The organism is Paenibacillus sp. FSL R7-0312 (assembly GCF_038004445.1).
In the GTDB taxonomy this organism is placed as follows: domain Bacteria; phylum Bacillota; class Bacilli; order Paenibacillales; family Paenibacillaceae; genus Paenibacillus_AQ.
In genome coordinates this window covers 2,458,780-2,483,904 of sequence record NZ_JBBORE010000001.1, presented here as the reverse complement: position 1 = coordinate 2,483,904, position 25,125 = coordinate 2,458,780, and the positions used below count along the sequence as shown (strand labels likewise).

General features: G+C 50.5%; 23 protein-coding genes. 6 read left to right on the top strand and 17 right to left on the bottom strand.

Annotated features, from left to right (window positions below):
* Positions 1-8 precede the first annotated feature (8 nt).
* Both MKX70_RS10950 and MKX70_RS10945 read right to left on the bottom strand, forming a co-directional pair.
* Complete coding sequence (locus MKX70_RS10950) at positions 9-845, bottom strand: ABC transporter permease (protein WP_039305343.1); 837 nt, start codon at positions 843-845, stop codon at positions 9-11.
* The gene (locus MKX70_RS10945) at positions 842-2,041 is read right to left on the bottom strand and encodes a quaternary amine ABC transporter ATP-binding protein (protein WP_042239526.1); all 1,200 of its coding nucleotides are present in this window, start codon (positions 2,039-2,041) and stop codon (positions 842-844) included. Before MKX70_RS10945 ends, MKX70_RS10950 begins: the two co-directional genes overlap by 4 nt.
* Before the next feature lie 256 nt (positions 2,042-2,297).
* On the opposite strand from MKX70_RS10945, the gene MKX70_RS10940 reads away from it, so the two are divergent.
* Positions 2,298-2,852, top strand: a complete 555-nt coding sequence (locus MKX70_RS10940) for a GbsR/MarR family transcriptional regulator (RefSeq protein WP_042239527.1) — start codon at positions 2,298-2,300, stop codon at positions 2,850-2,852.
* A 100-nt stretch (positions 2,853-2,952) separates the two neighbouring features.
* Here MKX70_RS10940 and MKX70_RS10935 read toward each other — a convergent pair whose 3' ends face one another.
* Positions 2,953-7,923: a carbohydrate binding domain-containing protein gene (locus MKX70_RS10935; RefSeq protein WP_340840010.1), complete on the bottom strand. Its 4,971-nt coding sequence runs from the start codon at positions 7,921-7,923 to the stop codon at positions 2,953-2,955.
* A gap of 282 nt (positions 7,924-8,205) precedes the next feature.
* Between MKX70_RS10935 and MKX70_RS10930 the strand changes: the two genes are divergently transcribed.
* The 3 genes from MKX70_RS10930 (at position 8,206) to MKX70_RS10920 (ending at position 10,597) form a co-directional block, all read left to right on the top strand.
* Complete coding sequence (locus MKX70_RS10930) at positions 8,206-9,222, top strand: LacI family DNA-binding transcriptional regulator (RefSeq protein ID WP_042243464.1); 1,017 nt, start codon at positions 8,206-8,208, stop codon at positions 9,220-9,222.
* A 232-nt stretch (positions 9,223-9,454) separates the two neighbouring features.
* On the top strand, positions 9,455-9,886 hold the full coding sequence (locus MKX70_RS10925) for a hypothetical protein (RefSeq protein WP_340840009.1): 432 nt from the start codon (positions 9,455-9,457) through the stop codon (positions 9,884-9,886).
* Positions 9,887-10,006: 120 nt separating this feature from the next.
* Complete coding sequence (locus MKX70_RS10920; protein WP_340840008.1) at positions 10,007-10,597, top strand: chloramphenicol phosphotransferase CPT family protein; 591 nt, start codon at positions 10,007-10,009, stop codon at positions 10,595-10,597.
* Between the two features lie 326 nt (positions 10,598-10,923).
* Here MKX70_RS10920 and MKX70_RS10915 read toward each other — a convergent pair whose 3' ends face one another.
* The gene (locus MKX70_RS10915; RefSeq protein ID WP_340840007.1) at positions 10,924-11,934 is read right to left on the bottom strand and encodes a ketoacyl-ACP synthase III; all 1,011 of its coding nucleotides are present in this window, start codon (positions 11,932-11,934) and stop codon (positions 10,924-10,926) included.
* Positions 11,935-12,134: 200 nt separating this feature from the next.
* Between MKX70_RS10915 and MKX70_RS10910 the strand changes: the two genes are divergently transcribed.
* Both MKX70_RS10910 and MKX70_RS10905 read left to right on the top strand, forming a co-directional pair.
* A complete protein-coding gene (locus MKX70_RS10910; protein ID WP_340840006.1) occupies positions 12,135-12,713 on the top strand; it encodes a TetR/AcrR family transcriptional regulator in 579 nt (192 codons plus the stop codon).
* Between the two features lie 3 nt (positions 12,714-12,716).
* Entirely contained in the window at positions 12,717-12,956 is a 240-nt protein-coding gene (locus MKX70_RS10905) for a hypothetical protein (RefSeq protein ID WP_340840005.1), read from the top strand.
* A 229-nt stretch (positions 12,957-13,185) separates the two neighbouring features.
* Here MKX70_RS10905 and MKX70_RS10900 read toward each other — a convergent pair whose 3' ends face one another.
* From MKX70_RS10900 to MKX70_RS10840, 13 genes are all read right to left on the bottom strand, one after another.
* A complete protein-coding gene (locus MKX70_RS10900; protein ID WP_340840004.1) occupies positions 13,186-13,965 on the bottom strand; it encodes a hypothetical protein in 780 nt (259 codons plus the stop codon).
* A gap of 8 nt (positions 13,966-13,973) precedes the next feature.
* The gene (locus MKX70_RS10895; protein WP_340782566.1) at positions 13,974-14,441 is read right to left on the bottom strand and encodes a hypothetical protein; all 468 of its coding nucleotides are present in this window, start codon (positions 14,439-14,441) and stop codon (positions 13,974-13,976) included.
* Positions 14,438-15,076 (bottom strand): ATP-binding cassette domain-containing protein, encoded by a 639-nt coding sequence (locus MKX70_RS10890; protein WP_340841645.1) that lies wholly within the window; start codon positions 15,074-15,076, stop codon positions 14,438-14,440. The genes MKX70_RS10895 and MKX70_RS10890 overlap by 4 nt, the downstream gene beginning before the upstream one ends.
* A complete protein-coding gene (locus tag MKX70_RS10885) occupies positions 14,958-15,236 on the bottom strand; it encodes an ATP-binding cassette domain-containing protein (RefSeq protein ID WP_269322082.1) in 279 nt (92 codons plus the stop codon). The genes MKX70_RS10890 and MKX70_RS10885 overlap by 119 nt, the downstream gene beginning before the upstream one ends.
* A 255-nt stretch (positions 15,237-15,491) precedes the next feature.
* Positions 15,492-16,037: a VanZ family protein gene (locus MKX70_RS10880; RefSeq protein WP_042239531.1), complete on the bottom strand. Its 546-nt coding sequence runs from the start codon at positions 16,035-16,037 to the stop codon at positions 15,492-15,494.
* Positions 16,030-17,130 (bottom strand): sensor histidine kinase, encoded by a 1,101-nt coding sequence (locus tag MKX70_RS10875; RefSeq protein ID WP_052416860.1) that lies wholly within the window; start codon positions 17,128-17,130, stop codon positions 16,030-16,032. Before MKX70_RS10875 ends, MKX70_RS10880 begins: the two co-directional genes overlap by 8 nt.
* Before the next feature lie 34 nt (positions 17,131-17,164).
* On the bottom strand, positions 17,165-17,860 hold the full coding sequence (gene vanR / locus MKX70_RS10870; RefSeq protein ID WP_042239536.1) for a VanR-ABDEGLN family response regulator transcription factor: 696 nt from the start codon (positions 17,858-17,860) through the stop codon (positions 17,165-17,167).
* A gap of 93 nt (positions 17,861-17,953) precedes the next feature.
* The gene (locus tag MKX70_RS10865; protein WP_197072996.1) at positions 17,954-18,202 is read right to left on the bottom strand and encodes a hypothetical protein; all 249 of its coding nucleotides are present in this window, start codon (positions 18,200-18,202) and stop codon (positions 17,954-17,956) included.
* Positions 18,203-18,319: 117 nt separating this feature from the next.
* Positions 18,320-19,660, bottom strand: a complete 1,341-nt coding sequence (locus tag MKX70_RS10860; protein WP_042239537.1) for a glycoside hydrolase family 28 protein — start codon at positions 19,658-19,660, stop codon at positions 18,320-18,322.
* Between the two features lie 129 nt (positions 19,661-19,789).
* On the bottom strand, positions 19,790-20,905 hold the full coding sequence (locus MKX70_RS10855) for a glycoside hydrolase family 88/105 protein (protein ID WP_042239538.1): 1,116 nt from the start codon (positions 20,903-20,905) through the stop codon (positions 19,790-19,792).
* Positions 20,906-20,951: 46 nt separating this feature from the next.
* Positions 20,952-21,827 (bottom strand): carbohydrate ABC transporter permease, encoded by an 876-nt coding sequence (locus MKX70_RS10850; RefSeq protein WP_042239540.1) that lies wholly within the window; start codon positions 21,825-21,827, stop codon positions 20,952-20,954.
* A 21-nt stretch (positions 21,828-21,848) separates the two neighbouring features.
* Complete coding sequence (locus MKX70_RS10845; protein ID WP_042139871.1) at positions 21,849-22,817, bottom strand: ABC transporter permease; 969 nt, start codon at positions 22,815-22,817, stop codon at positions 21,849-21,851.
* A 118-nt stretch (positions 22,818-22,935) separates the two neighbouring features.
* Positions 22,936-24,492, bottom strand: coding sequence for an extracellular solute-binding protein (locus MKX70_RS10840; RefSeq protein ID WP_042239542.1), 1,557 nt, complete (start codon positions 24,490-24,492; stop codon positions 22,936-22,938).
* Positions 24,493-25,125: the final 633 nt, after the last annotated feature.

Genomic DNA, 25,125 nt, shown 5'->3' with positions numbered 1-25,125 from the left:
ACACTCCTCTATCCTTGTTGTTTGGGCTTGAACAGCTTCTGGGTCAGACGGTCCAGCAATATCGCAATAATAACAATGGCAATTCCCGCTTCAAAGCCAGCCCCTGTCTTGGCCTGTGATACCGCACGGTACACATAGGCTCCGACACCCTGGGCGCCGATCATAGACGAGATTACAACCATCGACAGCGATAGCATAATGGTCTGGTTAATGCCGGCCATAATCGTAGGCAGGGCAATCGGCAGCTGCAGCTTGAACAGCTTCTGTCCTGCTGTCGATCCGAACGCATCCGCAGCCTCCACAAGCTCCGGCGATACCTGCCGGATACCCAGGTTCGTTAGACGGATGGTTGGCGGGATAGCAAATATAATAGAAGCAATCACCCCGGGCACTACACCCAGAGAGAAGAACGATACCGCAGGCAGCAGATATACGAACGCCGGCATCGTCTGCATAAAGTCAAGTATAGGCGTAGCAATGTTCTGGAAGGTCTTGCTCTGTGCACAGAGCACACCCAGCGGAACCCCGATAATTACAGCCAGCAAGGAAGCCGTCAGCACAAGGGCCAGCGACTGCATTGAGGGGTCCCATAATCCGAGATTATCAATCAGCAGCAGCCCGATCACTGCGAACAATGCCATCCGCCATTTGCCGATCCAATAAGCCAAAGCGGCGATAAGTATGGTCAGCACAATCGCGGGCAGGAATGTTAGCGCCGCATCAATGCCGCTTACCATTCCGCCGATCACAGCATGAATGAGATCGAAGAAGGGGCCGAAATAAGTCGTCAGCCAGTCTTCGAGCCATTCTACGCCCTTTCCGAGCGGTATTTTGGGTAAATTCATAAACCAAGTCCTCCTTCCGGAACCGCATTACCGGCAAGTGCGGACAGCACGGCTCCCTTGATGACAATGCCCTTCAGCTTGTCACCCTCGTCTACTACCGCAACCGGCAGATGCGTCTCCGACATCATCTCGAACAGGTCATTCAGCAGGGTATCCGGCCGTACACGGGGAATCTCCCGCTGCATGACTTCCAGAATGCTGCGGTTCTCTTTCAGTGCCTGTGCCGCATTCTCCGCTGTAATTACACCTTGGAGCTTCATTTCATTATCTGCCACATACAGGCTGGATACTCCGCTGTCCCGCATAAGCTGCAGGGCTACCCGGGGTCCGCGTTCCGGACGGATCATCTCCGGCTGGCGCATGACATGAGCGGCGGTCAGCACCTTAGACAAGTCGACGTCCTCAACGAATCGTTCTACATATTTATTTGCAGGCTGAATGAGGATTTCTTCCGGCGAACCGATCTGGACAATGACGCCGTCCTTCATCAGTGCAATCCGGTCACCGATCCGCAGCGCCTCATCGAGATCATGCGTGATGAATACAATGGTCTTCTTCACCCGGGCCTGCAGCTCCAGCAGCTCCTGCTGCATATCCTTGCGGATCAGCGGATCAAGCGCACTGAAGGCCTCATCCATCAGCAGAATATCCGGATCATTGGCCAGCCCTCTGGCCAGACCGACACGCTGCTGCATGCCGCCGCTCAGTTGATCCGGGCGGTGATGCTCCCAGCCCTTAAGGCCGACCAGCTCAAGTGCTTCCATGGCAAGACGGGTTCGCTTGCTTTTCTCCACACCTTGCACTTCCAGTCCGTATTCCGCATTGGCCAGCACACTACGGTGCGGGAACAACGCGAACTTTTGAAAGACCATGCCGATATTCTTGCGACGGAACTCTCTTAGCTGCTCCGGATTCATCTGGACAACGTCCTTGCCCTTGAACAATACTTGGCCCCCAGTGGGCTCAATCAGCCGGTTCAATAACCGGACGAGCGTGGACTTACCGCTGCCCGACAATCCCATAATGACAAATATTTCTCCTTCTTCAATGCTGAATTCGGCTTTGTTCACGCCAACCGTCAGCTTGGCTTCCCGGGCAATCTTCTCTTTGGACCAGCCTTGTTCTAATAATGGAAGTGCCCGTACCGCATCATGACCGAATACTTTGGTAAGCTGTTTCACCTCTATAATTGCCATGGTGACCTCCTTCTCTCCCCTTAATATTTCAGGTTAGTTCTCCTGACCTAGTGTAACGGACTTGTGAAAAGAGACGCAAAGCGCATATTCGCTTAAAATTTAGTGTACAGTTTTAACTTTACGAACTTTACGTATAGAATACTCTGTTTAACGCCATATTCCGTTCCAGATGAATTCTTTACTTATAGCAGCGGATTTGATTACAATACATTGGAGAGGTTTGTTGCCTGTCAGCCTATTCCTCAGGAGGGACATCATGAACGATTTAGAGGGGCTTCTGCCCGAACAAATAGAGCGAATCAGCAAAGTCCGAGAGCGGGTCATCGATTCCATCGGTAAAAATATGGATTTGTACGGGATTACCCTGTCCATTGGACATTTATACGGCTACATGTATTTCAATCAGGGTCCGGTTACACTGGACGAACTGAGCAGCACTATGGGGATGAGCAAGACTTCGATGAGTACCGGCGTGCGCACGCTGCTGGATCTGAAGATGATCGATAAAGTCTGGGGAAAAGGCACCCGCAAGGATCTGTTCGAGGTGGTCCCGGACTGGCATCAGAACTTCAGCGACTACTTCTCCATTAAATGGAGAAAAGCAGTCGAGGGTAATATGACTGCACTTAACAAATCATTGTCCGAGATCCAGCAGATGAAGCAAGAATATGCGGACGAGCCGGACATCCTGCGCCTGCTTTTGACCGATGAGGCCAAAATTGAGGAAGCGATCAAATATTACCGCTGGCTGCTGAAGCTGATCGAAGCGCTGGAGACCGGCAAGATTTTTGAATTAATCCCTAAAGAATAATATCAACCATATACGTTAATCCTATTCCGCACAAATGAAAACGGCCGCGATCCTTATATTCAAGGATCACGGCCGTTTATCATTGTCTGTTAATGTACCGTTACGGAATCTCCACCAGGCTGACATCATCGATATAAATATGGTTGCCTGCCTGGATAGCCGTGTTGGTCTCTGTGCTATTTCCGTCAATGAGCCCCATAAGGAATACCAGATGTGCACCCGCATCGGTGCTGTCATTCATAGTGAAGGTGTAGCTGAAGGGCTGCATTTCTCCCGTTAACGCTACAGCGGTTGCCGGCAGATATTTCGTGTAATCTCCACCGAAATGTTCAAGCGCCACTTCAATCAGACGGTTCACATCCGAGCGGGCCTTGAAGCTCAAGGTGTAGCTCTTGCCCTGCACCAGCCTCAGATCCCTGTAATCGACCTGGGCGGCGTAGTTCGCAGATCCTGTGAAGTTCAGCAAGACTTCCAGCTCTCCGTCCCTGACTGCGGCATTTCCTGCACCTTCAAAGTACTGGGTCCAGCCCTTCATGCCTTCAGCATCGAAGGTCCCGTTATCCAGCGTGCCGCTGGCGGGTTCAATGACCGGACCGCCTGTAACCTCCCGGACCGCAATGTCGTCCAGAGAGATCGTATGCGCTGTGCTGTTGGCCGTTCCGTCTTCGCCCAGCGTTTTGCCGATCAGATAGTTCAGCTTCAGCGGATTGTTGTTGGTAACCGTGAACTGTGCACTGTAGGTCGCCCAGGTTGCCGTGACATCGAACTTCGCTTGGGCTGGCTGGGCAGAGGTGCCGCTATACTCCACGATCATCTGCCGCGGAACCGTAGATTTGGCTTTGAAGCTCAGTTCATAGGTTTTGCCTGCTTCAAGCCGGATATCCTCCTGATAGAGCTGCGTATGCCAGACTTCTGATCCGGCAGCATTAATCTGCACATCCGCTATACCGCCAGCCACTTGAAAGGACGACATGCCCTTGTCCGGGGACCAGGTTGACCAGCCTGCATCGCCTGCGCCGAATGAACCGTTGAATACCAGATTATCGCCGCTTGCCAGAATGTACTGGACCACCGACGCTGCGACATATCCATCGGCTTCTACAGAGATGATGTAGCGGTCCTCTGCCGGAAAAACCGCCGCATCGATCCGAAGGGTGCCGGATTGAACCGCGTACTGCTCCTTCCCGAGCATTGTTCCGTTTACCTTCACTGCCTTAATCTTACTTGACCAATCCTCTTTCTCTGCAAAGGTAAGCTCAACCGGCTGCAGCACCCGGTTATTGGTGCTGTCCGCAACCAGCTCCTGCGGCTTGGCCGGAGCATCCTTAACCTCGAATTTCACATTGTTGATCATAATATCATGAGCCTGCGCAATGCTTACACCCTCCACTTTGCCGAGCAGGAACTTCAGCGACAATGTATCCTTGGTCAGTTGCGTAAATTCCAGTGCGTAATGCTTCTTTTCCGGTGACAGCTTCACAATCTTGCTATGCGAAGGGGAATTTTGTCCATTCTCTGCCCTTACGCTGATCTCACGGGCTACACTGGAACTGGCATCAAATTCGATGATATATTTCATTCCGGCAGCAGCCTTCAGGCCATTCTGGAACAGCATGACCGAATAGGCCTGATTGCCGGTATTCGTAATGCTGAATTTCGCTACTCCGTCTGCAACTGCCGCGGTACTCTGGCCGCCTTCTTCCGCAAGCAACCGCTCCCAGCCATTAAAACCATTGCTGAAATCGCCGTTCTTAAGCGGGAAGTAGTCAATGTCGGGATCGTAATAGAAACTCGTGCGCAGCAGCAGGAACTGATCCAGCACCACGGTTCCGGCATCGCTGCCAAGCCGCAGCACGAACTGGCCCAGATGATCCGTTGCTCCCGCGAGATCAGTGAACACGGCTTCGACCTTGTGCTTGCCTGCAATAAGCTGCACCGGCTGTGAAGCATATACTGAGCCGTCATGGCCCCGCAATTCAACTGTGGCCGTCCGGGCGGAGGAGCTGTCGGCCTCGAAGGTCAGCTTGTAATCATGCCCCTGCACCAGGAAGATTCCTTTCTGCAGCAGGGTAACATCAGCCTCCGCGCCTCCGTTGCCTGCAATCTCCAGCTTCAGCCGGCTATCCTTAACAACCGGGCTGACCTCTGCACCTCCCTTACCTTCGATATGCCAATAGCTGCGTCCGTTCACTTCGCCCAGATCAAAGCTGCCGTTGTAGAGATGGTTGCCGCTGCCCAGCGGCGTTTTGGCACTGTCATGATCGAACGGAATATGATCAATCTCTTCGAGCCGGGCATTTCCGAGCCATACCGGTGAAGTATTGGTGCCCATATTGAACTCGATCCGCGCTGCGTTATCCGAGCTCTCCTTCATTTGGAACATCGTCTCGAAATGCTGAATCTCCGGTGTCAGATCAGCTTTGAACGCCGGTGAATACGCCGGGAATCCCCGCGGCGCCCCGCCTGTCAGCCGGACGCTTATATCACGCGCCGTATCCGTCTTGGCATCGAAGCTCAGCTTGTAGTATCTTCCCTTCGCCAGGGAGACAATGGCCTGCGGCTGGATGGAGTAGGTATTGCCCCCGGGCTTGCTGATGTTTACCTTAAGGAAATTCTGCCCGCCTATCGGCTCAACCGATAGAGCTGCATCCGCTCCTTCATCCTTGTACAATACCCAGTGCGCTGTATTCGGAATGCCCATTCCGGCATCGCCATCCACTTGTTCGGTGAAGCCGTTGTTATGAATGAAGTTGCCGTCCTCAAGCGGCAGCTTAGCTCCCTCCAGATAAGGCTCCTTCTCAAACTCAACCGGTACCGGTTCCCGGTACTCGCGCCCGGTCAGCTCGTATATTCGTACATAGTCAATTTCCATGGAACTCGGAAATACAGTCTCTTCCGTAGGGTTACCGTCAAAATTGCCGCCTACCGCCAGGTTCATCAGAAGGTGGAATCTCTGGTTGAACGGTGCCGGATACGCATTCATTGCCGGCTGGCCGCTGCTCTTGCTGTACCAGTCATTCTTCGTGGAGTATAATACGCCATCCACATACCAGCGGATTTCCCCAGGCTCCCACTCGATCGAGTAGGTGTGATAATCTTCAATCGTGGAATTGCCCGGCAGCACATATTCCTTGCCGGAATAGACATTATCCGGCCACTGGGAACCATAGTGAATGGTTCCGGCAACCACATTCGGCCGGCTGCCCCAGCCTTCCATAATATCCAGTTCTCCGGAGGCAGCCCAATTGCCGTAGGTGTAATCTTCCGGCAGCATCCAGATCGCCGGCCAGAGCCCCTTCCCTGTTGGCGCCTTCGCCCGGATCTCGAATTTTCCGTACATTTTGCTGTATAGTCCGTTTGTCTTGATTCGGGTGGAAGTGTATGGCTTGCCGCCCACGGCTTCCTTGCGCGCTGTGATGATCAGCTTACCATCCTCCTCCTTCACATTCTTCCCGTCATTGGTGTAATACTCCAGCTCATTGTTACCCCAGCCGGGATTGCCGACGGTGGTTCCGTCTCCAAGGTCATAGGTCCATTTGGCCGGATCAATGACATTATCATCGAATTCATCATTCCACACGAGACTCCACGGATCGCTGGTCGGTGCCGGAGTTGGTGTGACTTCCGGTGCCGGCGTCACAGCCGGTGTAGCCGTAGCGGCAGTCTCTCCGCCGCTGGCAGCAGCAGGAGGCTGGCTGGCCTGCGGTGCAGTCGGATTCAGATTCGTGCTGCTGCCCTGCTTGAGGGCAAATCCGCCTACAGTAACATCATCCGCCTGATTCAGTACGGTGCCGAAGCTGCCGCTGCCCGTGAGTGCCAAGCCTTTAGCCCCGGCTTTAATGAGCAACTCGGCCACCTGCGCTTTGTCCATCAGCACAATTGTACCGGAGGCCCCCCATACCAGCCTAGTGAGCTTGCCGGAGATGTTCAGTGCAATGCGGCTTCCTGCAGGATCTGCGGTGGACACCACTCCATAATTCCCTTTAAGGGTGACCGTCTTCTCCCCGGCTGACAATTCAACATTGGTGAATCCTTCTCCGGTGAGATTGCCTTCTTCAAGGACGCCACCAGAGTTCAGCTGTACGGTTCCCGCTGTTGTAGTCCCGCTGGCAACAATGCGGACTGTGCCGCGGGGCTTCGCAACCTGAATAGTGCCGAGGCTGCTGTCCGCAAGGGTCACGCTGTGTTCACCGCCTCCGCGGATATAGGTTGTGCCTTTAACCTGCACACCTTGAATCCGGATATCGCCTTCTCCGATACCCTCGGTAAGATAGAGATTGCCTTCAATTACGCTTTCCTTGAGCGTAGCTCCTTCATGGTTCAGCACCACATTCCCCTGTACCGTTCCCAGCTTCACTTCCCCGCCGGAGGACTGGAGCTCCTGCACCAGCGTATCGGCCATCTTGGCCAGCTCGGCGCGGGTAATGTTTCCGTCCGGCTTGAACAAGCCTCCCGGATAGCCCTGAATATAGCCGGCTGCAGTTAATGCATCCGCTGCTGAAATGACCTCGCTTCCTGCCCCGGCCAGATCGCTATACACCGACCCTGCATGATTGACAGTCTCCAGCCGGAAAATCCTCTGCAGCGCCACAACCGCTTCCCCGCGCTTCAGCTTAGCCGCAGGCTGGATATGGTTATCTGCTCCTGCATTTAGATAACCTGCCGCTACCGCCTTGGCGATATCGTTCTTGTACCAGGCTCCCGCAGGTATATCCTCCGGGAGTGCGGCTGCCGCTTCCTTGTAGCCAAATATGCGGTTGATGATGGCCGCGAATTCTGCCCGCGTCACCTGATGATCCGGCCGGAAGCTGCCGTCCCCGTAACCGGAGATCACACCACTGCGGCTCCAGCGCTGTATGGCATCCGCCGCCCAATTGTCCGTGCTCACATCAGTAAACGCTTTCATATCAGCGGCAGCCAAATTTCCGTTCTGCACCGCAGCTGTTGCATTCCCCGCAGCTGCCAGCTTACTCTTCACAGGCAAGGCGCCTGCCGCTCCGCCTCCCAGCGGTGACAAAAGACCGGTAATGATCACAGCGGCCGCTAACACCGCAGATACATTTCTTTTCATATCCTTTAGGCCTCCTCTAGTTTCCAGTCTCACCCGTTCACAATTGCATGGCCGGGTATTTCTCAGCTGTAATAATCGAAATCGGTTTCGATAATATCTATACTTATCCCTTGAGCGCAATAAACCTTTGACTTGTTTCGGCAAGTTGAATAGACTCTAGAAAGAACTATTGCTTAGCAGCAGCCGAGTGTCCGATGAACGGCCCTATAGCCTGAGAAACCCTGGCATACCCGTCTTTTGGCCCTGTTACAACTATTAAACGGGGGTGACTTTAGCATGCAGATGAATATCAAAAAAATTGCCGAAATGGCCGGGGTCTCTGTATCCACGGTTTCGAAAATAATGAATAATTACAGCGATGTTTCCGAAAAAACGAAGCAAAGAGTGCTGGAGATTATCGAACAAACCGGATATACCCCCTCAAGCTCCGCTAAGACACTGGCTACCAAGAAGTCCAATCTGATCGGGGTTATTTTTGCCGGTGAGCTGAATGTGGAGTTTACCCATCCTTTTTTTGTAGAGGTACTGAATTCCTTCAAGAAGCAGATGGGCGTGCTGGGTTACGACCTGATCTTCTTTTCCAATGAGAAATTCATCAGCAGCGGCGATTATTTCTCGCGTTGCCTGCATTTCCATGTGGATGGCTGCGTCATTATCTCCGGACAACAGATGGAGCCTGCCATACAGGATCTGGATAGGAGCAATATTCCCTGCATCGGCGTTGACCTGGAGCTGACTGGCAAGAAATCCGGCTATGTGATGTCAGATAATTACCAGATTGCCTCCAAAGTGGTGGAGCACTTCTATCTGCTCGGCCACAGGGAGCTCGGCTTCATCGGCAGTACGGCCGATTCGGATATCTCCAACCGCCGGGAAGCGGGCTATGTCAAAGCCATTGCCGGTTTCGGTCTGACGATGAATCCCAATTGGTTCGTGCATGGTGACGATTTCTTCGAGCCCAGCGGCTACACGGCCATGAAGCAGCTGATCCAGACCGGCAGTCTGCCGCAAGCCATCTTCGCCGCCTCCGATCTGCTCGCCCTTGGAGCGGTCCGCGCCTTGAAGGAGCATGGCCTCCGTGTACCGGAGGATGTCGCCATCATCGGCTGTGATGATATCGAGGCCTGCCAGTATACCAGTCCGACACTGACTACAATCCGCCAGAACAAGGAACGGCTGGGTGTACTCGCGGCCCATATGCTGTTCGATCTCATTAACAATCAGTCGGAAGGCGGCTCCTTCGTGGTTGAGCCGGCGCTGATCATCCGTGAATCCTGCGGAAGCGGGTTGAACCGCTGAGCTGCGCCTTCTTCCGGGTGCAGATTACTACCTCCCCTCTGTTTCTTCATTCCGCTTACCTGAAGCATACTGAAACCGCTTTCGATACTATAATCTCTCATTTGATGGGATGGTTCAAGGTACCGTTTTTCTGGTTATGGGGACCATTTTTCGGCTTGGTCCCCATTATTTGTGTTTAAAAGAGAACAGGCCGGACCAAGTTGCAGAGATGGTCAATACCGGTGAGGTGGAGATGGAAGAGCTTGTAGAGTTAGCGCCGTTTGAAAAAGCAAGCGCTCTGCATAAGGTTACAGAACGAGTAGACAGCAGCAGCCTTACCTTAGAGGTGATCATGCGGCTGGCTCCGTTCCTTGGAACAGGTATACTGGATGAACTGGTTCATCAAGATGAGGGCAGCGTGAGCTGGAATTCCGTTCAAGGGCTGGCACCCTTTATTAGCAGAGAAACGTTAAGCCGCTTGGTAGACCGGGCTACAGATGGTACCATCGATGCGAATCGGATCATAAGCCTCGCAGCTTTTTTGGACAGGGAGAATCTCGAGAAGTTGATTATTGGAGTCGAAGCTGAGCAGCTTAGCCCAGATCTGCTGGCAAGCCTTGCTCCTTTTGTCGATCAAGGGACATTGAGCAGAATGGTGACAATCTTATTGAATAAAGTAAAGTAGACACGTATAGCGGAGACCGGAGAATGGTGATGCCTCCCTGCAGATCCTTATTTTTTCATGAACTTTGTGAATATGACGTTATCTAAAAGTGCGCAAAACTTATATGTGAGGGTGATTCGTTTGAAACAAGGACTTATTATATTCTTGAACGGAACTTCAAGTTCAGGAAAAACCAGTATTTCTATGGAATTGAAAAAGCAGAAAGAGATTCCTTTTCATCATTTATCCATAGATGATTTCTTTGGTAATTACAATGATTTTATTGATAATAAATTTCCAGATATTGAACCTACAAGAGAAGTGGATAATGTCGGACAAATTCTTTTTGATCCCATAATCTCAGTATACTTTGCAACAATTAAATTGTTTTCAGAAATGGGGTTGAATGTAATCGTCGATACCGTAATCGACAATGACAAGCGGTTTAATGATTACCTTGATCTATTGTTCGATCATCCTACATTTTTTGTATGCGTATTATGCTCGAAAGAAGAACTTACAAGTAGAGAGCAAATCAGAGGAGATCGAGAAATTGGGCTAGCGAATTCCCAGTACGACACAATATATTCCTTTGATGAATATGACCTTGAAGTAAATACGGAAGAGTTGAGTCCCGCAAAATGCGCGGATAAAATATTAAGTTATATTAAATCCGATCAGGATTACTCTGCATTTAAGAAATTAAGTAAAAGAGAGATTAGCGTTTCATAGAAGGCGAATCTATCAGATAACAACATATTTAGCAGCATTGGTGCTATTGCCCCCTCGGTCTGCCCGAGGGATTTCGAATTAAGCTCTAACAGGAAACCATATCTCATTAAAACAGCGGCAGGCTGGGACTTTGTTTTCTCGTCCACGGCTGCCGCTGTCTTCCATAGTTGTGGCTATTCTAATACATATCTCACGATATCTGACGATTTAATAATTCGGTAACCGCCTTGATATAGAGTGCACTCTAGTTGATATGCTTTAAACTAATTTCATGAGAAAGGAGAAATGTCCGATGTGGATCTTCTTATGAGTGTTTTCTGCTGACATTAAAGAGCTGTTGGAGCACCTACCTGCGGGTCCAGTGACAGGCTGACCAATTGGCCCGCGTGGGTGAGGCCTGCACCGAATCCGTACAGTAATATCCGCTGGCCATCCCGCACTTTCCCTTCGCGGATGCCAAGGTCGAGGGCAAGCGGAATACTGGCCGCCGAGGTGTTGCCGAAATATTCCAGACTGTATAGCGCTTGTTCGAGCGGATAATTCAGCCGTTCACAAATCGGTTCAATCATCCGCAGATTGGCGCTGTGCGGGATGAACCAGTCCACTTCCGCAAGATCAACTCCTGCGTTCTGCAGCACCTGCTGCACCCCCTGCGGAACTGTCCGGACCGCCCACTTGAAGACCTCACGCCCGTTCTGTACCAGCATGCCAGTAGCGGCAAGCTCCACTCCGTTCACCTTGTCCGCCAGCCCCGTGCGGTAGACATGCTGCGCTCCGCTCCCGTCGCTGCCGAGATTGAACCCTAAGAAGTGATCTGTATCCCCGCCGCTCTCCACAAGCACGGCCCCTGCACCATCGCCGAACAGAATACTGGTACTGCGGTCCGTGTAATCCGTGATCTTGGACAGAGTGTCAGCGCCGATGACCAGCACTTTATGATGCAGTCCGGAAGCAACCAGCGCATGGGCGGTGTGCAGCGCGTAGACAAACCCGGCACAGGCGGCGCTCATATCTATCGCTCCCGAAGTAAGCGGAATGCCGAGACGGTTCTGCACAATGGCTGCCACGGAAGGAAAAGAGAAATCGGACGTACTGGTAGCCACGAGAACCATATCGACATCCTGTACGCTTTTACCGTAACGCTTCATCAGATCCTGCACGGCGGCTGCACATAAATCACTGGTATATTCATCCGCGCGGCTGATTCGGCGCTCCCGGATACCTGTCCGCTGAACAATCCACTCGTCATTGGTATCGACCATTTGCTCCAGATCATGATTCGTAAGTCTCCGGGACGGTACATAAGAGCCGATCGCTGTAATTCTTGCACCCTTCATGAATATCACCTCATTTTTTATTTTAGCATCTGATATTAGTACTTGGTACTAATAATAACTTAAAGCGAATTAATTTGCAAAAAAATTACAGGTGAAATGATTTCCAGATCGCCTTGTATGATCAATGTATCTTATCATCGTAAAGATTCGATGCTACAATCTTTACAGTGTAAAGATAACGGAAAGGAAGGCTGCAGGAAGTGACGGATAAACCCTACCACCACGGCAATTTACGGAGTCAGCTTATAGAAGCTGGCATTAAGCTTATTAACACAGACGGCATCAACAGCTTTTCCCTACGCAAGGTCGCAGCCGAATGCAATGTCAGCCACACCGCCCCCTACAGCCATTTCAAAAATATAGATGAGCTGGTATCCGCCATGGGTGAGCATGTCACAGAGCAATTTATGGAGTCCCTGCGTGCATCCGTTCAAGGCCAGGAGGACCGCCAGGAAGCGATGTTCCAGCTGGGGCAGGCTTACATTGATTTTTTCATGGAGCATCCGCAATATTTCCAGTTTTTATTCTACCACTCCGGCTTAGTCATTGATTTAGACAACTATAATTCCGACAGTTATCCGCCATTCGTTCTATTCCGGACCACTGCCTATCAATTGTTCACAAGCATCGGACTGCCGGAAGCAGAGTTCTCCCGTCAGTTGATATCACACTGGGCGATGGTGCACGGTATTGCTTCACTGCTTACCAATAACGGGGTGCGTTATTCGGGGAACTGGCGTGATTTGTTAGCGCTTGAATCTGTAGTTAAGGAGACATGAACCATGAGAACGATTGTGCACGATCTGCAGGAGCAGGAATTCGCAGGATGGGCAGAGGGCGGGCAAGGAGAGCTGACTGTTATCTCGGCCAATGGCACCATCCGGCAGTGTATGGGCTGCTTCGGCTGCTGGACCCGGACGCCCGGCGCATGCGTGATACGGGATGGCTATAACCATCTGGGTGAGCTGTTCTCCAAAAGCGATGAACTGATTATCATCAGCAAATGTATGTACGGCAGCTAATATCCAATCCAGAAGCGCAGATGAATCCATGCTGTTCAGCCCCAACTTCCCGCGCTTCGCCTGGAAATTCGCCGCGACCCACTCCTTCTGGAACGCTACTGCGAAGAGGAACGGGTTGAAGAAAAAAGATATATTGAGAAGGTTGAGCAAATAAAAGGCTCCGTCATTGTACAAACAGCTTTCAGGCTACCGGCAAAAAACGGAATGGCTTGCCATCACCGGACTAAACCTACTGGACCTGATGACGCTTAAATGCACGCCCGATAAAAGGAAGACTTACTAAACATATCACCACATAAAACACAATCCTCATGGTGATAATGTCTACCGTCAGTCCGGGAAACGGATAAGAAAAATACGAAGTATACTCGGCGGGAAATGCGGGCTGAACCGCCATGTACGGAAACAGCATCAGAATATGATTCAGTACGCCGTTCGACCCGCTAAGTCCCAAAAAGACAGGAAGCAAAATAATCAGCACATCTATTACAAGCACTACAAACGCTGTTTTCATTTTGGCGGACAGCAGGAGGGTTACCGAGACCATCCCAATCAGTACCGAATAAAGAACCGCTAGGCATATCAATGCTGCTTCCAGCAGGGAGAACGGGTAGGGAATCGTAACATTCAAAATTTGCAGCGGCAGGTTCCAGCCTCCCGTTCCAAACGCAACAAGCTGAATTCCGACAGCCAACAAAAGATTAACGGTAAAGACCAGCAAGGCAAACAAGAACGCCGCTGCAATCTTCGCCTTTATTAATTTGGATTTGCCGTATCGGGTGGACAGAATGACGCTGTCCGCACCTGTTTGATATTCTCCTGCGAAAACAGGAGCAATACAAATGCAGATAGCTATAATGGAAACAATCAGCAACTCGAAACACTGGAACAAGCTTTTCCAGCCGGCATGGTAGCCGTATACATAAGGAGCTTCCACTTGGCTGTTCTTGGCATTCCAGAATTCCTTCTCTTGTGAGGAATAGTTCCAGTCGGAAAAATCAATATTCAAATAATTCTTCACCTTGTCCGCACGAGCCTGGTAGAACCCTGCGGGATCCCGAGCTTCATATCCCGGAGCACCGTAAGTCCATTATCTGTAACCTGCGGCTCCAAAAAAGCATCGTCAATCATTTTGTAATAAGAGTAATACGGCAACACATAACGGGCATAAATGTCATCCTTCAGATTCACCTGATTCCCGTCTTTGAGCACATGCTCAGGCTTGGAGAATAATGTTTGATAGGCTGCTATGTCCTTTGCTACCCGCTCTTCAGTGAGCGTACCTGCAAGCTCTTGGCCGTACTCCTTCTCAAGCCGGATGGCGGCAAGGCCATTGATCTGACGTCCATCCCGCTCCAGGGAAATGTAACTTTTGACAGGTAAGATAAATAGGAACAGGGTTAAGCACAAACTGACCAGAACCACGATCAGATTCATTCTCTTTTTGGCAATTTTCATAAACTCGTATTTGAATAAATTGTTCATTTGATCCCCCTGTATTCAGCAATGTCATTTTGAAAATGATACAAGTACAAATCCTCAAGCGTAGGTGCCTCATTCACGGCTCCCTCAAGCGGAATCTCATCGCTGAGCACACGGAGTATAACCGTATTGTCATCTCCGTGATGCAGATTGGCCACACAGAATAAACGGCTGACCTCTTCGGTCTTCTCTTTCTGCACCACACATCTCCATACCTTGCCGACCATTTCGTGAGCGATATGGTCGGCCGGACGGTTAATAATCAGCTTTCCATCCTTAATCATTAGAACCGTGTCGGAAATATATTCGATATCGGATACAATATGAGTAGATAGTATAACGATCTTGTCTTTGGAGAAATCCGCAATTAATTTACGGAAATGCACCCGCTCCTTCGGGTCAAGTCCGGCTGTGGGTTCGTCCAGCACCAAGATGCGCGGGTCGTTAAGAACTGCTTGAGCAATTCCCAATCTTTGCTTCATCCCACCGGAAAAAGTGCGAATTTTTTTAGCTGAGACTTCAGTTAGTCCAACCAGTGCCAACAGCTCTTTGCTGCGGCCCCTGGCCTTCTGCGGGGGAATTCCCTTCAGCGCGGCAACATAGAGCATAAAATCCTCGGCGGTGAAATCCGAGATAATATCCAAAATCCTGCGGAAGGTATCCGAGGAGATTGCGATAATCCTCCCCTAGATCCTCCACAGCCCTTCCATCCAAAAAAACAGTGCCCCGAGTAGGTTTCAGCACACCGCAGATCATGCGCATCAAGATTGTTTTGCCAGCCCCGTTCGCTCCCAGCATGCCGTACACTCCGGGCTTCATTCGAATCGTCACTTGATCAACTGCGGTTTTACGTCCAAATTATTTGGTCAGCTTATCCAGCACCAATTCCATATTCCGTCCTCCCTGGAAATCTTGTATAATTGCCATTACAAACAAAAATCTGCTTACCCGGTATTTATTCTACCGCAGGCAAGCAGATTGAACTTTAAGATTGCATCGTCATTTAATATAGAGAATCCTAAGAAAATATTAATTTTCGCTGTTATCGGAAGATTACTGCCGACCTTTGAGAGTACGCTTATGGTGCTGAAGGTAACGGGAGAACCCCGCAAACAAGGCATAGCCGAGTATTCCTCCCAAAAAGTTCAGGATAATATCATCGATGTCTGCAGCTGCCCCAAGAAAATATTGCAAAAATTCAATAGAGGAGCTTGCGGCAAATACTATTAATGCCGTTCGGCCGAAGGACCGCAGCCGTAAAAAGACCGAGGGCAGAAAAAAACCACAGGGCAGAAACATAATGATATTGGCAACGGCCTGCACAATCATTTTATCCTCTGACATTCCTTCCGAGGCTTCTAACCCGCTTAAGGGAATGAGATTCAAATGATAGTGCTCCGGGTGAAAGGCGTCTTCCCCCCAGGCCGAAAAGATAGTAGCGTACAGCACAACAAGACAGGACCCGGCAAAAAACAAAATGCATAGTTGCCGGACTGAACTTACCCGCCCCTTCAGCAAGAAAAATACCGGCAGATAGAGTACCATGACCGCGACGATCAGAATACCTCCTATGATAAAATAACCCATTAAATCAGCCATCTTGACCTCCTTGTGAAATAAGCGGCAGCCTTACACGAAATACCGTTTTCCTGTTTTCGCTCTGCATATCGATCTGTCCCCCATGACGGGTTACAATTTCCTTAGCTATGGCGAGTCCAAGCCCCGAGCCTCCGGTATTCGTTGAACGGGCATCATTCAGGCGGTAGAATTTCTCAAATATTTTATCCTGCTTATCAAGCGGGATCATCGCTCCGGTGTTCAGACAGGTAATCGTTGCCATCCCCTCATGAACCTTCGCTGATACCTCAATCGTGCTGTTATCATCGCTGTAGGCAATGGCATTCTTCAGAATATTGTTGAATGCCCGTGCCAATTTCTCAGAATCCCCATGGACCGTTATAGTATCTTCTACATCAACAATCATCTTTTTACCGGCAGGCGTGAGAGAAGGGTAAAATTCATCCGGCATTTGGATCAGCATATAAGAGATATCGACAATCTGCTTATTCAGCTGGATCGTTTGCTGGTTATACCGTTCAACTTCAAAAAAATCGTTGATTAAACTCTCCAAATGATAGGTTTTATCCAAAGCTATTTTCATATAATGTCGTTGCTGCTCATCCGGCATTTCCGGGGCTTCATTCAGCAAACTTAAATATCCCAGGACTGAAGTCAGCGGTGTTTTGATATCGTGGGCCAGGTACATCACCAGATCTCGTTTATTTTGCTCTGCCACCTGTACTTCCAGCGCACGGTTTTGAAGAGTTTGCTTAACAAATATCAGCTTTTCTTCCATTGAAGACATCTCCGGCGACAGCTTAATCTCGGCATCATCCTGAATTAAGGCATCAATTCCTGTATTGACTTCATTAAAATATTTAGTAAACCATGATAAAGAAAAATAGAAAAATAGTAGAAAAAAAGCCGATATGGCTATCAGCATAATAATTTCCCAATGTTCACGAAGTACACTTTCATAAATGGAAAGCGCGTGTTTATATTCGTAGCCAGTGACGTATTGCAACAGCCGGATGCCACCCTCTCCCAGCCGTCCCCGCACTAATAGATACAGTCCGTCCACTGCCACAAGAGCAAGGAGAATCAGCATAAGCATCCGAATAAATACTTTCATTCTTAGTTTTGCATAATTCACAGTCAATTGTTTTTTACTTTTCAATTTTATACCCCACCCCCCATATCGTCCGAATCCATTTCGGATGATCCACGGAATCACTCATTTTTTCCCGCAGATGCCTGATATGCACAGTGATGGTATTGTTGTTTTTATTGTAATATTCATTGCCCCATATCGCATGAAATAATTGTTCAGAGCTGACCACTTTACCTTTATTCTCACACAGCATCCTCAAGATTGAAAATTCCGTGGGCGTAAGGGACAACGTTTCTTCGTTAAGCCAACACTCATGCGTGTTCACATTCATAACTAATCCCGAATACGATATGATACCTTCGTCCGGCTTTGACATGGGCTGATATTTTTTGTATCTGCGCAATTGTGCCTTTACCCTTGCAACCATTTCAAGCGGACGAAACGGCTTTGTCATATAATCATCCGCCCCCAGAGTAAGACCCGTAATCTTGTCCGTTTCTTCATCCTTGGCCGTAAGCATAATGACAGGAAAATGATGATTTTCCCGGATACGCTGGCACACAGTAAACCCGTTCATATCCGGGAGCATAACATCCAGAATAGCGAGGTCAACCTTTTCGCGCTCAATATATCTCAGGGCATCTTGCCCATTATAAAATTTAGTAACGTTGTAATTTTCATTTTTCAAGTAGATTTCGATAAGATCGGTGATAGCTTGCTCATCATCCACCACCAGTATATTTTCAATCATTTGGGTATCGCCGCCTTCACTGCATGAAATACAGCCATTGTATCAGAAAATCCCAGAAGCTTTTGTGGTATTTTTCTTATTAAATTCTTAAGATTATCCTAAAATCGTGGACAAGCTTCCATCCGGCCAACCTTCGTCAACTACAATAGAAATTTCTTCTCCCATGTCGAGCCAGGCCGATAATTGCTCCAAAACTTGCTCGCAGGATATTGTATCTAGAATTGTACAATATTCCTGTTGTGCATATACCGGTTCGTTATATAAGGCAAACGATATTAGTTCTTTCATAACTAAGTCTCGTGTGAGTGAACTTGGTGACATTTGGCTGATATAGGTTTTCATCGGCTGCGCTGCCCTGATCATACAATAAGAGCCCGGTCCCTCAACAGGACCAGGCTCTTATTGTTCAGCTTGCTTGCTAAATCCGGAAGATTTCATCCCCGGGATTGCTGAAATTCATCACCCCGCCAGTTCCACCGTAACCTGCTCCACCAGCTTCTCCGGCTTAGCCGTATTCCTCGAACGGCAGTTCATAAACTCCACATCTTCCCCGTTCTCCACATAAAAGGCCGGTCCATCGTGGTTCTCAATACTGACCTGCTGAAACTGCACATCGCGGACATTGCCCAGGTAGAAGCCCCGGCGCTGCATATTCTCCATGCCTGTCATCATATCGGGATGGCCGGGCACCGCATGCTCCGCCATCGAAATGTAAATATTAGTGAAGGTAATTTCCGATACATACTGCTCGGCAAGCCCATACAGGAATCCCGCCGCAGCGTGGACATTGCGGGCCGTAATATTGGCATAATGAATCCGCCGGAACTGCGGGGTCTCCTCCGTCACCGGATACGGGTTCTTGTCCCAGACATATTTCTCCTTACCCCGCGGCCCGCAGAAATAATACAGGTTAAGCGTGAAGGGACAGATGACATCCTCCATCACAATGTTGCTGACACGGATATCTTCAATGATCCCGCCGCGCCCTCTCCTCGATTTCATGCGGATGCCGCGGTCCGTCTGCTTGAACACACAATTGCTGATCGTCACGTTACGGATATCGCCGCTCATCTCACTGCCCAGCACCACCGCTCCGTGGCCGTGGACCATGACGCAGTTCGTAATCGTGATATTCTCGCAGGGAATCCGCTCCTTGGTGTCCTCGGTGCCTGCCTTGATGGCAATGCAGTCATCGCCCACATCGATGTGGCAGTTGCTGATGCGGACGTCACGGCAGGACTCTGGATTAATGCCATCCGTGTTCGGCGAATCCGCCGGATTCAGGATGGACAGATTATCGATCATTACATTGCTGCAGCCGATCGGATTCACGGTCCAGCTCGGAGAATTGATCAGCTGGACATCCCTGATCGTTACCCGGCTGCAGTTGTCGAAGCCGATTAATCTCGGGCGGGGATACTCCAGCTCTTCCGGGTGGTTCCGGTGCTTCTCCCACCATGGCGCACCGTTTCCATTGATCGTCCCGCTGCCTGTGATGGAGACGTTGGTCAGACCCGCTCCATATATGCAGGCCGCGTGCACCTCCTGCTTCACCCCTTCCCACCGTGATTCCACGGCCGGGTAATCCGCAGGATCGGTACTGAAGGACAATACCGCTCCCGCACTTAAATGCAGCTGAATGTTGCTGCACAGGCGCACTGCACCTGTCACAAATGTACCGGCCGGAACATACACCGTGCCTCCGCCGGCGCTGTACGCCGCCCAGATGGCGTCCGCAATCGCTGCCGTTGCCGGAACCCCGCTGTCCCGGAGCGCTCCGTAATCCGCAATATTAAACACTGTGCGCCTCCTTTCTACTAATCCACTGCTGGTCCAGGCCGTCTCAAGCTTTGCTTCGCTTTCCGCTGGATACAGCCACTTCAAACTCCACTACGATTCTGCCGGACCCGCCGCCAGCCTCAAACGCTGCTACACCCTTGCCGGATACAAATCCTGCATCTCCACACAGGCCATTACCAGTGCCCCTACTCCGTGCAGGTCATTGCTGACCTTAGGACGGGTTATATAGTTACGGTAATCCCCTGCTGAGGTCCCGATGCAGATATCCGGCAGAATCAGCCGGTCCTGCTCATCCCACTGCAGCACCTGAATTAAGCCTTCGTAGCCTTTCCGTGCCGCAGCTGCCGCAGCGACTTGAGCCTCTGCCGGCATGATTCCCAGCTTCACTGCTTTGGCAATCGTGTAGACGAACAGGCAGGAGCCGGAGGTTTCCAGCCAGTTATCCGGCTCATTCCCCTTATCGACCACCTGATACCACAGGCCGCTCTGCGGGTCCTGATAGCGGATAAGTGCCTGCACGAAGCCGCTAAGTTCAGCGGCAAGCTCTGCGCGGCCAGGCTCCTCTACCGGCAGCTCATCCATGAACTGTGAGAGCGCCAGCCCGTACCAGCCGAGTGACCGGCTCCAGAACTCCGGCGAGCAGCCGGTTTGCGGATTCGCCCACGGCATACGGCGGCTCTCATCCCAGGCATGGTAGAGCAAGCCGGTAGTCTCGTCTTTCATATATTTGCGCATCAGACGCTCCTGATGCAGTACCGCTGCGCGCAGGCTTTCTTCTCCATAGGCATTCGCATACTTCAGAGAGAAAACCCCGGCCATATACAGCCCGTCAAGCCACATCTGATTCGCATATTTGTCCTTATGCCAATAACCGCCTTCGGAGGTCCGGTTCAGCGTCAGCAGCAGATTACGGAGCTTGGCCGCAGCCTCCCGGTACTTCTGCTTCCCGGTCCGTTCATGCAGCGTGAAGAGCAGCAGCCCCGCCTGTACAGCATCCAGCTCATCCCGGGCAAAATAGAAATTGCCGTATTCATCCACCAGATCATCCACATACTGCTGGATGTACTCCATATAGCGCTCCTCGCGGACAGCCTCCCACAGCAGCTCCATTCCGCATAGAAACACGCCTTGGTGATAATGCCAGCGGTGCGCAGGCGGAAGCTCCCCCGCTTGATACGTATCCATCAAAGAATCACAGGCCTTTTGCGCCCATTCTAAAGGTGTTTGCGGCAGACTGCCTATCATTGTTATACCCCTTTCATATTTCAGAATACCCGGCCTGCCCTCAGCATCAGCCCTTCATAGAGCCCAGCATCGCGCCTTTGGCGAAATGCTTTTGCAGGAACGGATACACCATCAGAATCGGCAGCGTGGCTACCACGATAACAGCCATTTTGATCGTCTGATCCGGCGGCGGCACCGATCCATCGAGCGTTGCACTGTGATCCATCCCGCTGGCCAGCACGACAATCTGTCTCAGCAGGACCTGAATCGGCCACTTGGCGCTGTTATCCAGATACAGAATGGCGCTCATATAAGTGTTCCAATACGTCACCGCATAGAACAGGGAGATGGTGGCAATCGCCGGCAGCGATAGCGGCAATACGATTTTGAACAGAATGCCGAAGTCATTGCAGCCGTCGATTTTGGCCGATTCCTCCAGCCCTTCAGGAATGTTCTGAAAGAAGTTCTTCAGGATAATCATATTGAAAGCACTGATTGCCGATGGGAGAATTAATGCTGAATACGAGTCGATCAGGCCCAGCTCTTTGACCACCAGGAACGTTGGAATCATTCCGCCGTGGAACAGCATCGTGAACACCACTAGGAAGTTAAATACCCGGCGTCCGTCCAGATCCCTGCGGGAGAGACCGTAAGCCATCAGCGACGTGATGAACATACTGAACAAAGTCCCTATAAGCGTTACCCCGATGGACACACCCAGGGCTCTGAAGATTGTATTCGTTGAGAAAATAAATTTGTAGGCCTCCAGGCTCCACACTTTCGGAATCAGTACAAATTTGTTGGCTGCCAGCTCTGCGCTGGTTGTGAAGGACCCTGCTACTACATGGACAAAGGGAAGCACCGTTACCAGCGCGATGATGGCAAGCAGTGTAAAGTTGACAGCGGAGAATATTCTGCCGCTAATCGTACGGTCTTCTACCATTTCAATTCCTCCTGCGGCATTTTAATAAACGCCTTCTTCTCCTATTTTCTTGGATACCTTGTTGACGGTCACCACCATGATTAGACCCACAATCGACTTGAAGAAGCCGATGGCTGTACTATAGCTGAACTGCCCTTGCCGCAGGCCGGCGGTGTAGACATACGTATCGATAATTTCCGCAACTTCCCGGTTCATGGAATTGAGCAGCAGGTAGACATGTTCGAATCCAAGATCGAGAACGGAACCGATTTTCAGAATAAACAGGGTAATAATGACTCCGCGGATCGCCGGCAGTGTGATATGCCAGACTTGTCTGAGCCTTCCGGCTCCGTCCATACGCGAAGCTTCATAGAGTCCGGGATCGATCGCAGCGATGGAAGCCAGATAAATAATCGTACCCCAGCCCGCTTCCCGCCAGATGACCTGAATGATGTACATCGGTCTGAACCAGCCGGGACTCAGCAGGAAATTGATTTTGGAGAATCCGAAGTAAGCCAGCAATTCGTTGATAATCCCCCCGTCCATCGTCACCATGACGAAGGAAATCGAGACGACGATAACCCAGGACATGAAGTGAGGCAGGTAGACCAGGGTCTGGAAGAATCTTTTGAAGAAAGTGCCTCTGAGTTCATTGAGCATCAGGGCCAGGATAATCGGAATCGGAAAATAAATCAGAATATTCATCCCGAACAGAATCAGGGTATTCCCCAGAATGTTCAGGAAATCAGGTTCGGTGAACAGCCGGCTGAAATGCTTCATTCCAACCCACTCGCTCCCTGTAATCCCTTGGTAAGGCTTGTAATCCTGGAAGGAGATAATCAGCCCGTACATCGGTAAATATTTGAAGACAATGAAATACAGCACTCCGGGGATCAGCATCACATAGAGTAATTTATTTCTCCACAGCCTTTTCTTAAGCTCGCTGCTGCTCTTATAGCTCTTAGGCTTCGGTTCGGGAACTACACGGGGCTGGGCGGTAACTTCCTGCATGATTCTCTTCCTTTCTCTGTAAATTCTTCTATATTTGAAAAAAAAGGCTGCCGAAGCGCTAACCCGGGGCAGCCTTCTTTCATGTGGTCAGCCTGCAGTCAAAGCTGCTGCGTTCTGATTATTTTTTGTACGCGGCGTTATATTCTTCGATGATTTGGGCCCCGCCCCGGCTCTTCCAGTTCTCGACTTCTTTCTCGAATCCGGCTTTATCGAGCTGACCGTACATGTATTTATAAGTGGCATCCGTAATGATCTGCTGAAGCTCAACGCCCTTGGACGTATAGGTTGCCGAATCGAGTGCCGCCGTAGGATCTGCGACCCCTACCTTCACATTCTCCAGCACCAGCTCTTCCGCATGAATGCGGCCCGGCAGCACGTTCAGACTCTGATACATGCCGTTCGTTTCGTATTCGCCGATTACGCTGTCTTTGAAGCCTTTGACTTCGCGTTCGATCAGCTCTTTATTGTCTGTAGCTTTGGCCTTGCCGTCCTCAACGGTATAGTGTGTTCCTTCAATCCCCCAGTACATCAGGTTGGCCACTTCAGGGGTCATCATTTTGTCAAAGAAGGCCAGGATCTTCTTCAGCTCTGCCTCATCCTTAACCGCTGATTTCGGGAACAGCACTACGTTGTTATAGCCTGGAATCATCCACTGGGCGAACTTGCCGTCAGGTCCGGCCACCATACTGTGTGTGTCCAGCACAGCATCCGGAACGTTCTTGATCAGGTCCTTGTTCAGGGAATCGATATCCTGCATGGAACCGCCGATATACAGTCCTGCTTTGCCGCTGGTGAACATATTTACCGCATCCGTTTTACTGGTTGCTGCAAAGTCCTGATTCATGTATCCGCCGTCACGCAGGTTTTTGAAGAAATCCATGGTGTCGAAGTACTGCGGGAAGGTGAATTCCGGTGCCAGCTGGCCGTCCTTCTCCGCCCAGTTGTTCGGTGTGCCGAACCAGGAAGAGACGGTTTTGAATGCGCCGTACACCAGCTCATTGCGGTCAACAAGTCCGATCGTATCCTTTTTCCCGTTGCCGTCAGGGTCCTGCTCCGTGAACGCTTTAGCCATTGTGAACAGTTCCTCTGTATTGGCAGGTGCTGCAAGTCCCAGCTTATCCGCCCAGTCCTTACGGTAGATAATCCCCTGACGGGCCAGCGGACGGCCGATATACAAGGTGTACAGCTTGCCGTCTACCTTGGTGTTACCCAGGATTTCCGGTTTCAGCTTATTCAGGTTAGGGAATTCGCTAAGGAGCGGCCCGATCTCCCAGAACTGTCCGTCCTTGATCGCTTCCTTCATCTGCAGGAAGGTCGTCTGATTCTTCAGATACGTAACCTGCGGCAGTGAGCCCGTGGCGAAGGAGGAGTTCAGCTTCTCTTCATACGTATCTGCCGGGAAAAATTGATAGGTCAGCTTCGTATTCGTCAATTTCTCCACTTCCGTCTTGATCGTGTCCGGCGGAGTATCTGTCGTGTTCAGCGGGAGCATGATTTTGATTTCTGTCGGTTTCTCCGGCTCTGCTGCCGGTTCTGTTGCCGCCGTGTTGGTCCCGGTGCTGGTGCCTGGATCTTTGGTTGCCGCCGCCTCATTATTGTTGTTGCCGCCGCAGGCGGACAGCATGCTGAGTGTCAGCAGTGAGCTGAGGAGCAAGGTGAAGGATTTTTTCGTCATTCCTTTTTGACCTCCGTTTAACTTGTATTGGTTACAAGCCTCACATTACAGTTCATGGAGGATTACGAATACAATCATTTCCTCATAAAGGCTCGCTGGGGCTGGGGGTGTGGGTTAATGATTATCGTGTGATTGGGGGGATATACATTGAAAGGAGCTTAGTTGGAACGGTGAAGCTGAGGGGTAACCAGTGGAGCTGAGAGTACGGCAGGACTTGGGAGCGGCGGCGGGCGGGACTGCGTGAGCTTTGGACTTCCGGCCGCTGTTAGGTTTGGATTTCTTGATTCGGACCGCTGCTTGCGGTAGAAATCCATACCTAAAGGCGGACGCTATCGCTCCTACAGCTCCAAACCTCCCTCCGTCCCTTTCTGCCGCTCTAAGGGGTGCACTTCACTCCACGGATGGGGCCTTTCAATGTATATCCTTGAAAGGGGAGGCAAAGGAAAGCCCCGCCGCTGCCAGTATGCAGAGGGTTTGATTTAATTTGCGTTCGCGGTGGAAATCCGCAGACAGCTTATGCGTCCAATGCTAACCTAATCTCCATTTGTTTCAACTCTCAACATTAAAAAAGCAGTTCTTTGCACGCCAAAAAAACGGATACCCATTCGTTTTCGCAATTGGATAACCGTATTG

Bases quoted from the DNA above. Each gene is read 5' to 3' on its own strand.
- MKX70_RS10925 (WP_340840009.1), top strand. From the start codon at position 9,455: ATGGAAGAGCTTGTAGAGTTAGCGCCGTTTGAAAAAGCAAGCGCTCTG.
- MKX70_RS10915 (WP_340840007.1), bottom strand. From the start codon at position 11,934: ATGAAGGGTGCAAGAATTACAGCGATCGGCTCTTATGTACCGTCCCGG.
- MKX70_RS10905 (WP_340840005.1), top strand. From the start codon at position 12,717: ATGAGAACGATTGTGCACGATCTGCAGGAGCAGGAATTCGCAGGATGG.
- MKX70_RS10930 (WP_042243464.1), top strand. From the start codon at position 8,206: ATGAATATCAAAAAAATTGCCGAAATGGCCGGGGTCTCTGTATCCACG.
- MKX70_RS10950 (WP_039305343.1), bottom strand. From the start codon at position 845: ATGAATTTACCCAAAATACCGCTCGGAAAGGGCGTAGAATGGCTCGAA.
- MKX70_RS10855 (WP_042239538.1), bottom strand. From the start codon at position 20,905: ATGATAGGCAGTCTGCCGCAAACACCTTTAGAATGGGCGCAAAAGGCC.
- MKX70_RS10845 (WP_042139871.1), bottom strand. From the start codon at position 22,817: ATGCAGGAAGTTACCGCCCAGCCCCGTGTAGTTCCCGAACCGAAGCCT.
- MKX70_RS10895 (WP_340782566.1), bottom strand. From the start codon at position 14,441: ATGAACAATTTATTCAAATACGAGTTTATGAAAATTGCCAAAAAGAGA.
- MKX70_RS10880 (WP_042239531.1), bottom strand. From the start codon at position 16,037: ATGGCTGATTTAATGGGTTATTTTATCATAGGAGGTATTCTGATCGTC.
- vanR (WP_042239536.1), bottom strand. From the start codon at position 17,860: ATGATTGAAAATATACTGGTGGTGGATGATGAGCAAGCTATCACCGAT.
- MKX70_RS10935 (WP_340840010.1), bottom strand. From the start codon at position 7,923: ATGAAAAGAAATGTATCTGCGGTGTTAGCGGCCGCTGTGATCATTACC.
- MKX70_RS10945 (WP_042239526.1), bottom strand. From the start codon at position 2,041: ATGGCAATTATAGAGGTGAAACAGCTTACCAAAGTATTCGGTCATGAT.
- MKX70_RS10885 (WP_269322082.1), bottom strand. From the start codon at position 15,236: ATGCTGGGAGCGAACGGGGCTGGCAAAACAATCTTGATGCGCATGATC.
- MKX70_RS10875 (WP_052416860.1), bottom strand. From the start codon at position 17,130: ATGAAAGTATTTATTCGGATGCTTATGCTGATTCTCCTTGCTCTTGTG.
- MKX70_RS10850 (WP_042239540.1), bottom strand. From the start codon at position 21,827: ATGGTAGAAGACCGTACGATTAGCGGCAGAATATTCTCCGCTGTCAAC.
- MKX70_RS10940 (WP_042239527.1), top strand. From the start codon at position 2,298: ATGAACGATTTAGAGGGGCTTCTGCCCGAACAAATAGAGCGAATCAGC.
- MKX70_RS10865 (WP_197072996.1), bottom strand. From the start codon at position 18,202: ATGAAAACCTATATCAGCCAAATGTCACCAAGTTCACTCACACGAGAC.
- MKX70_RS10840 (WP_042239542.1), bottom strand. From the start codon at position 24,492: ATGACGAAAAAATCCTTCACCTTGCTCCTCAGCTCACTGCTGACACTC.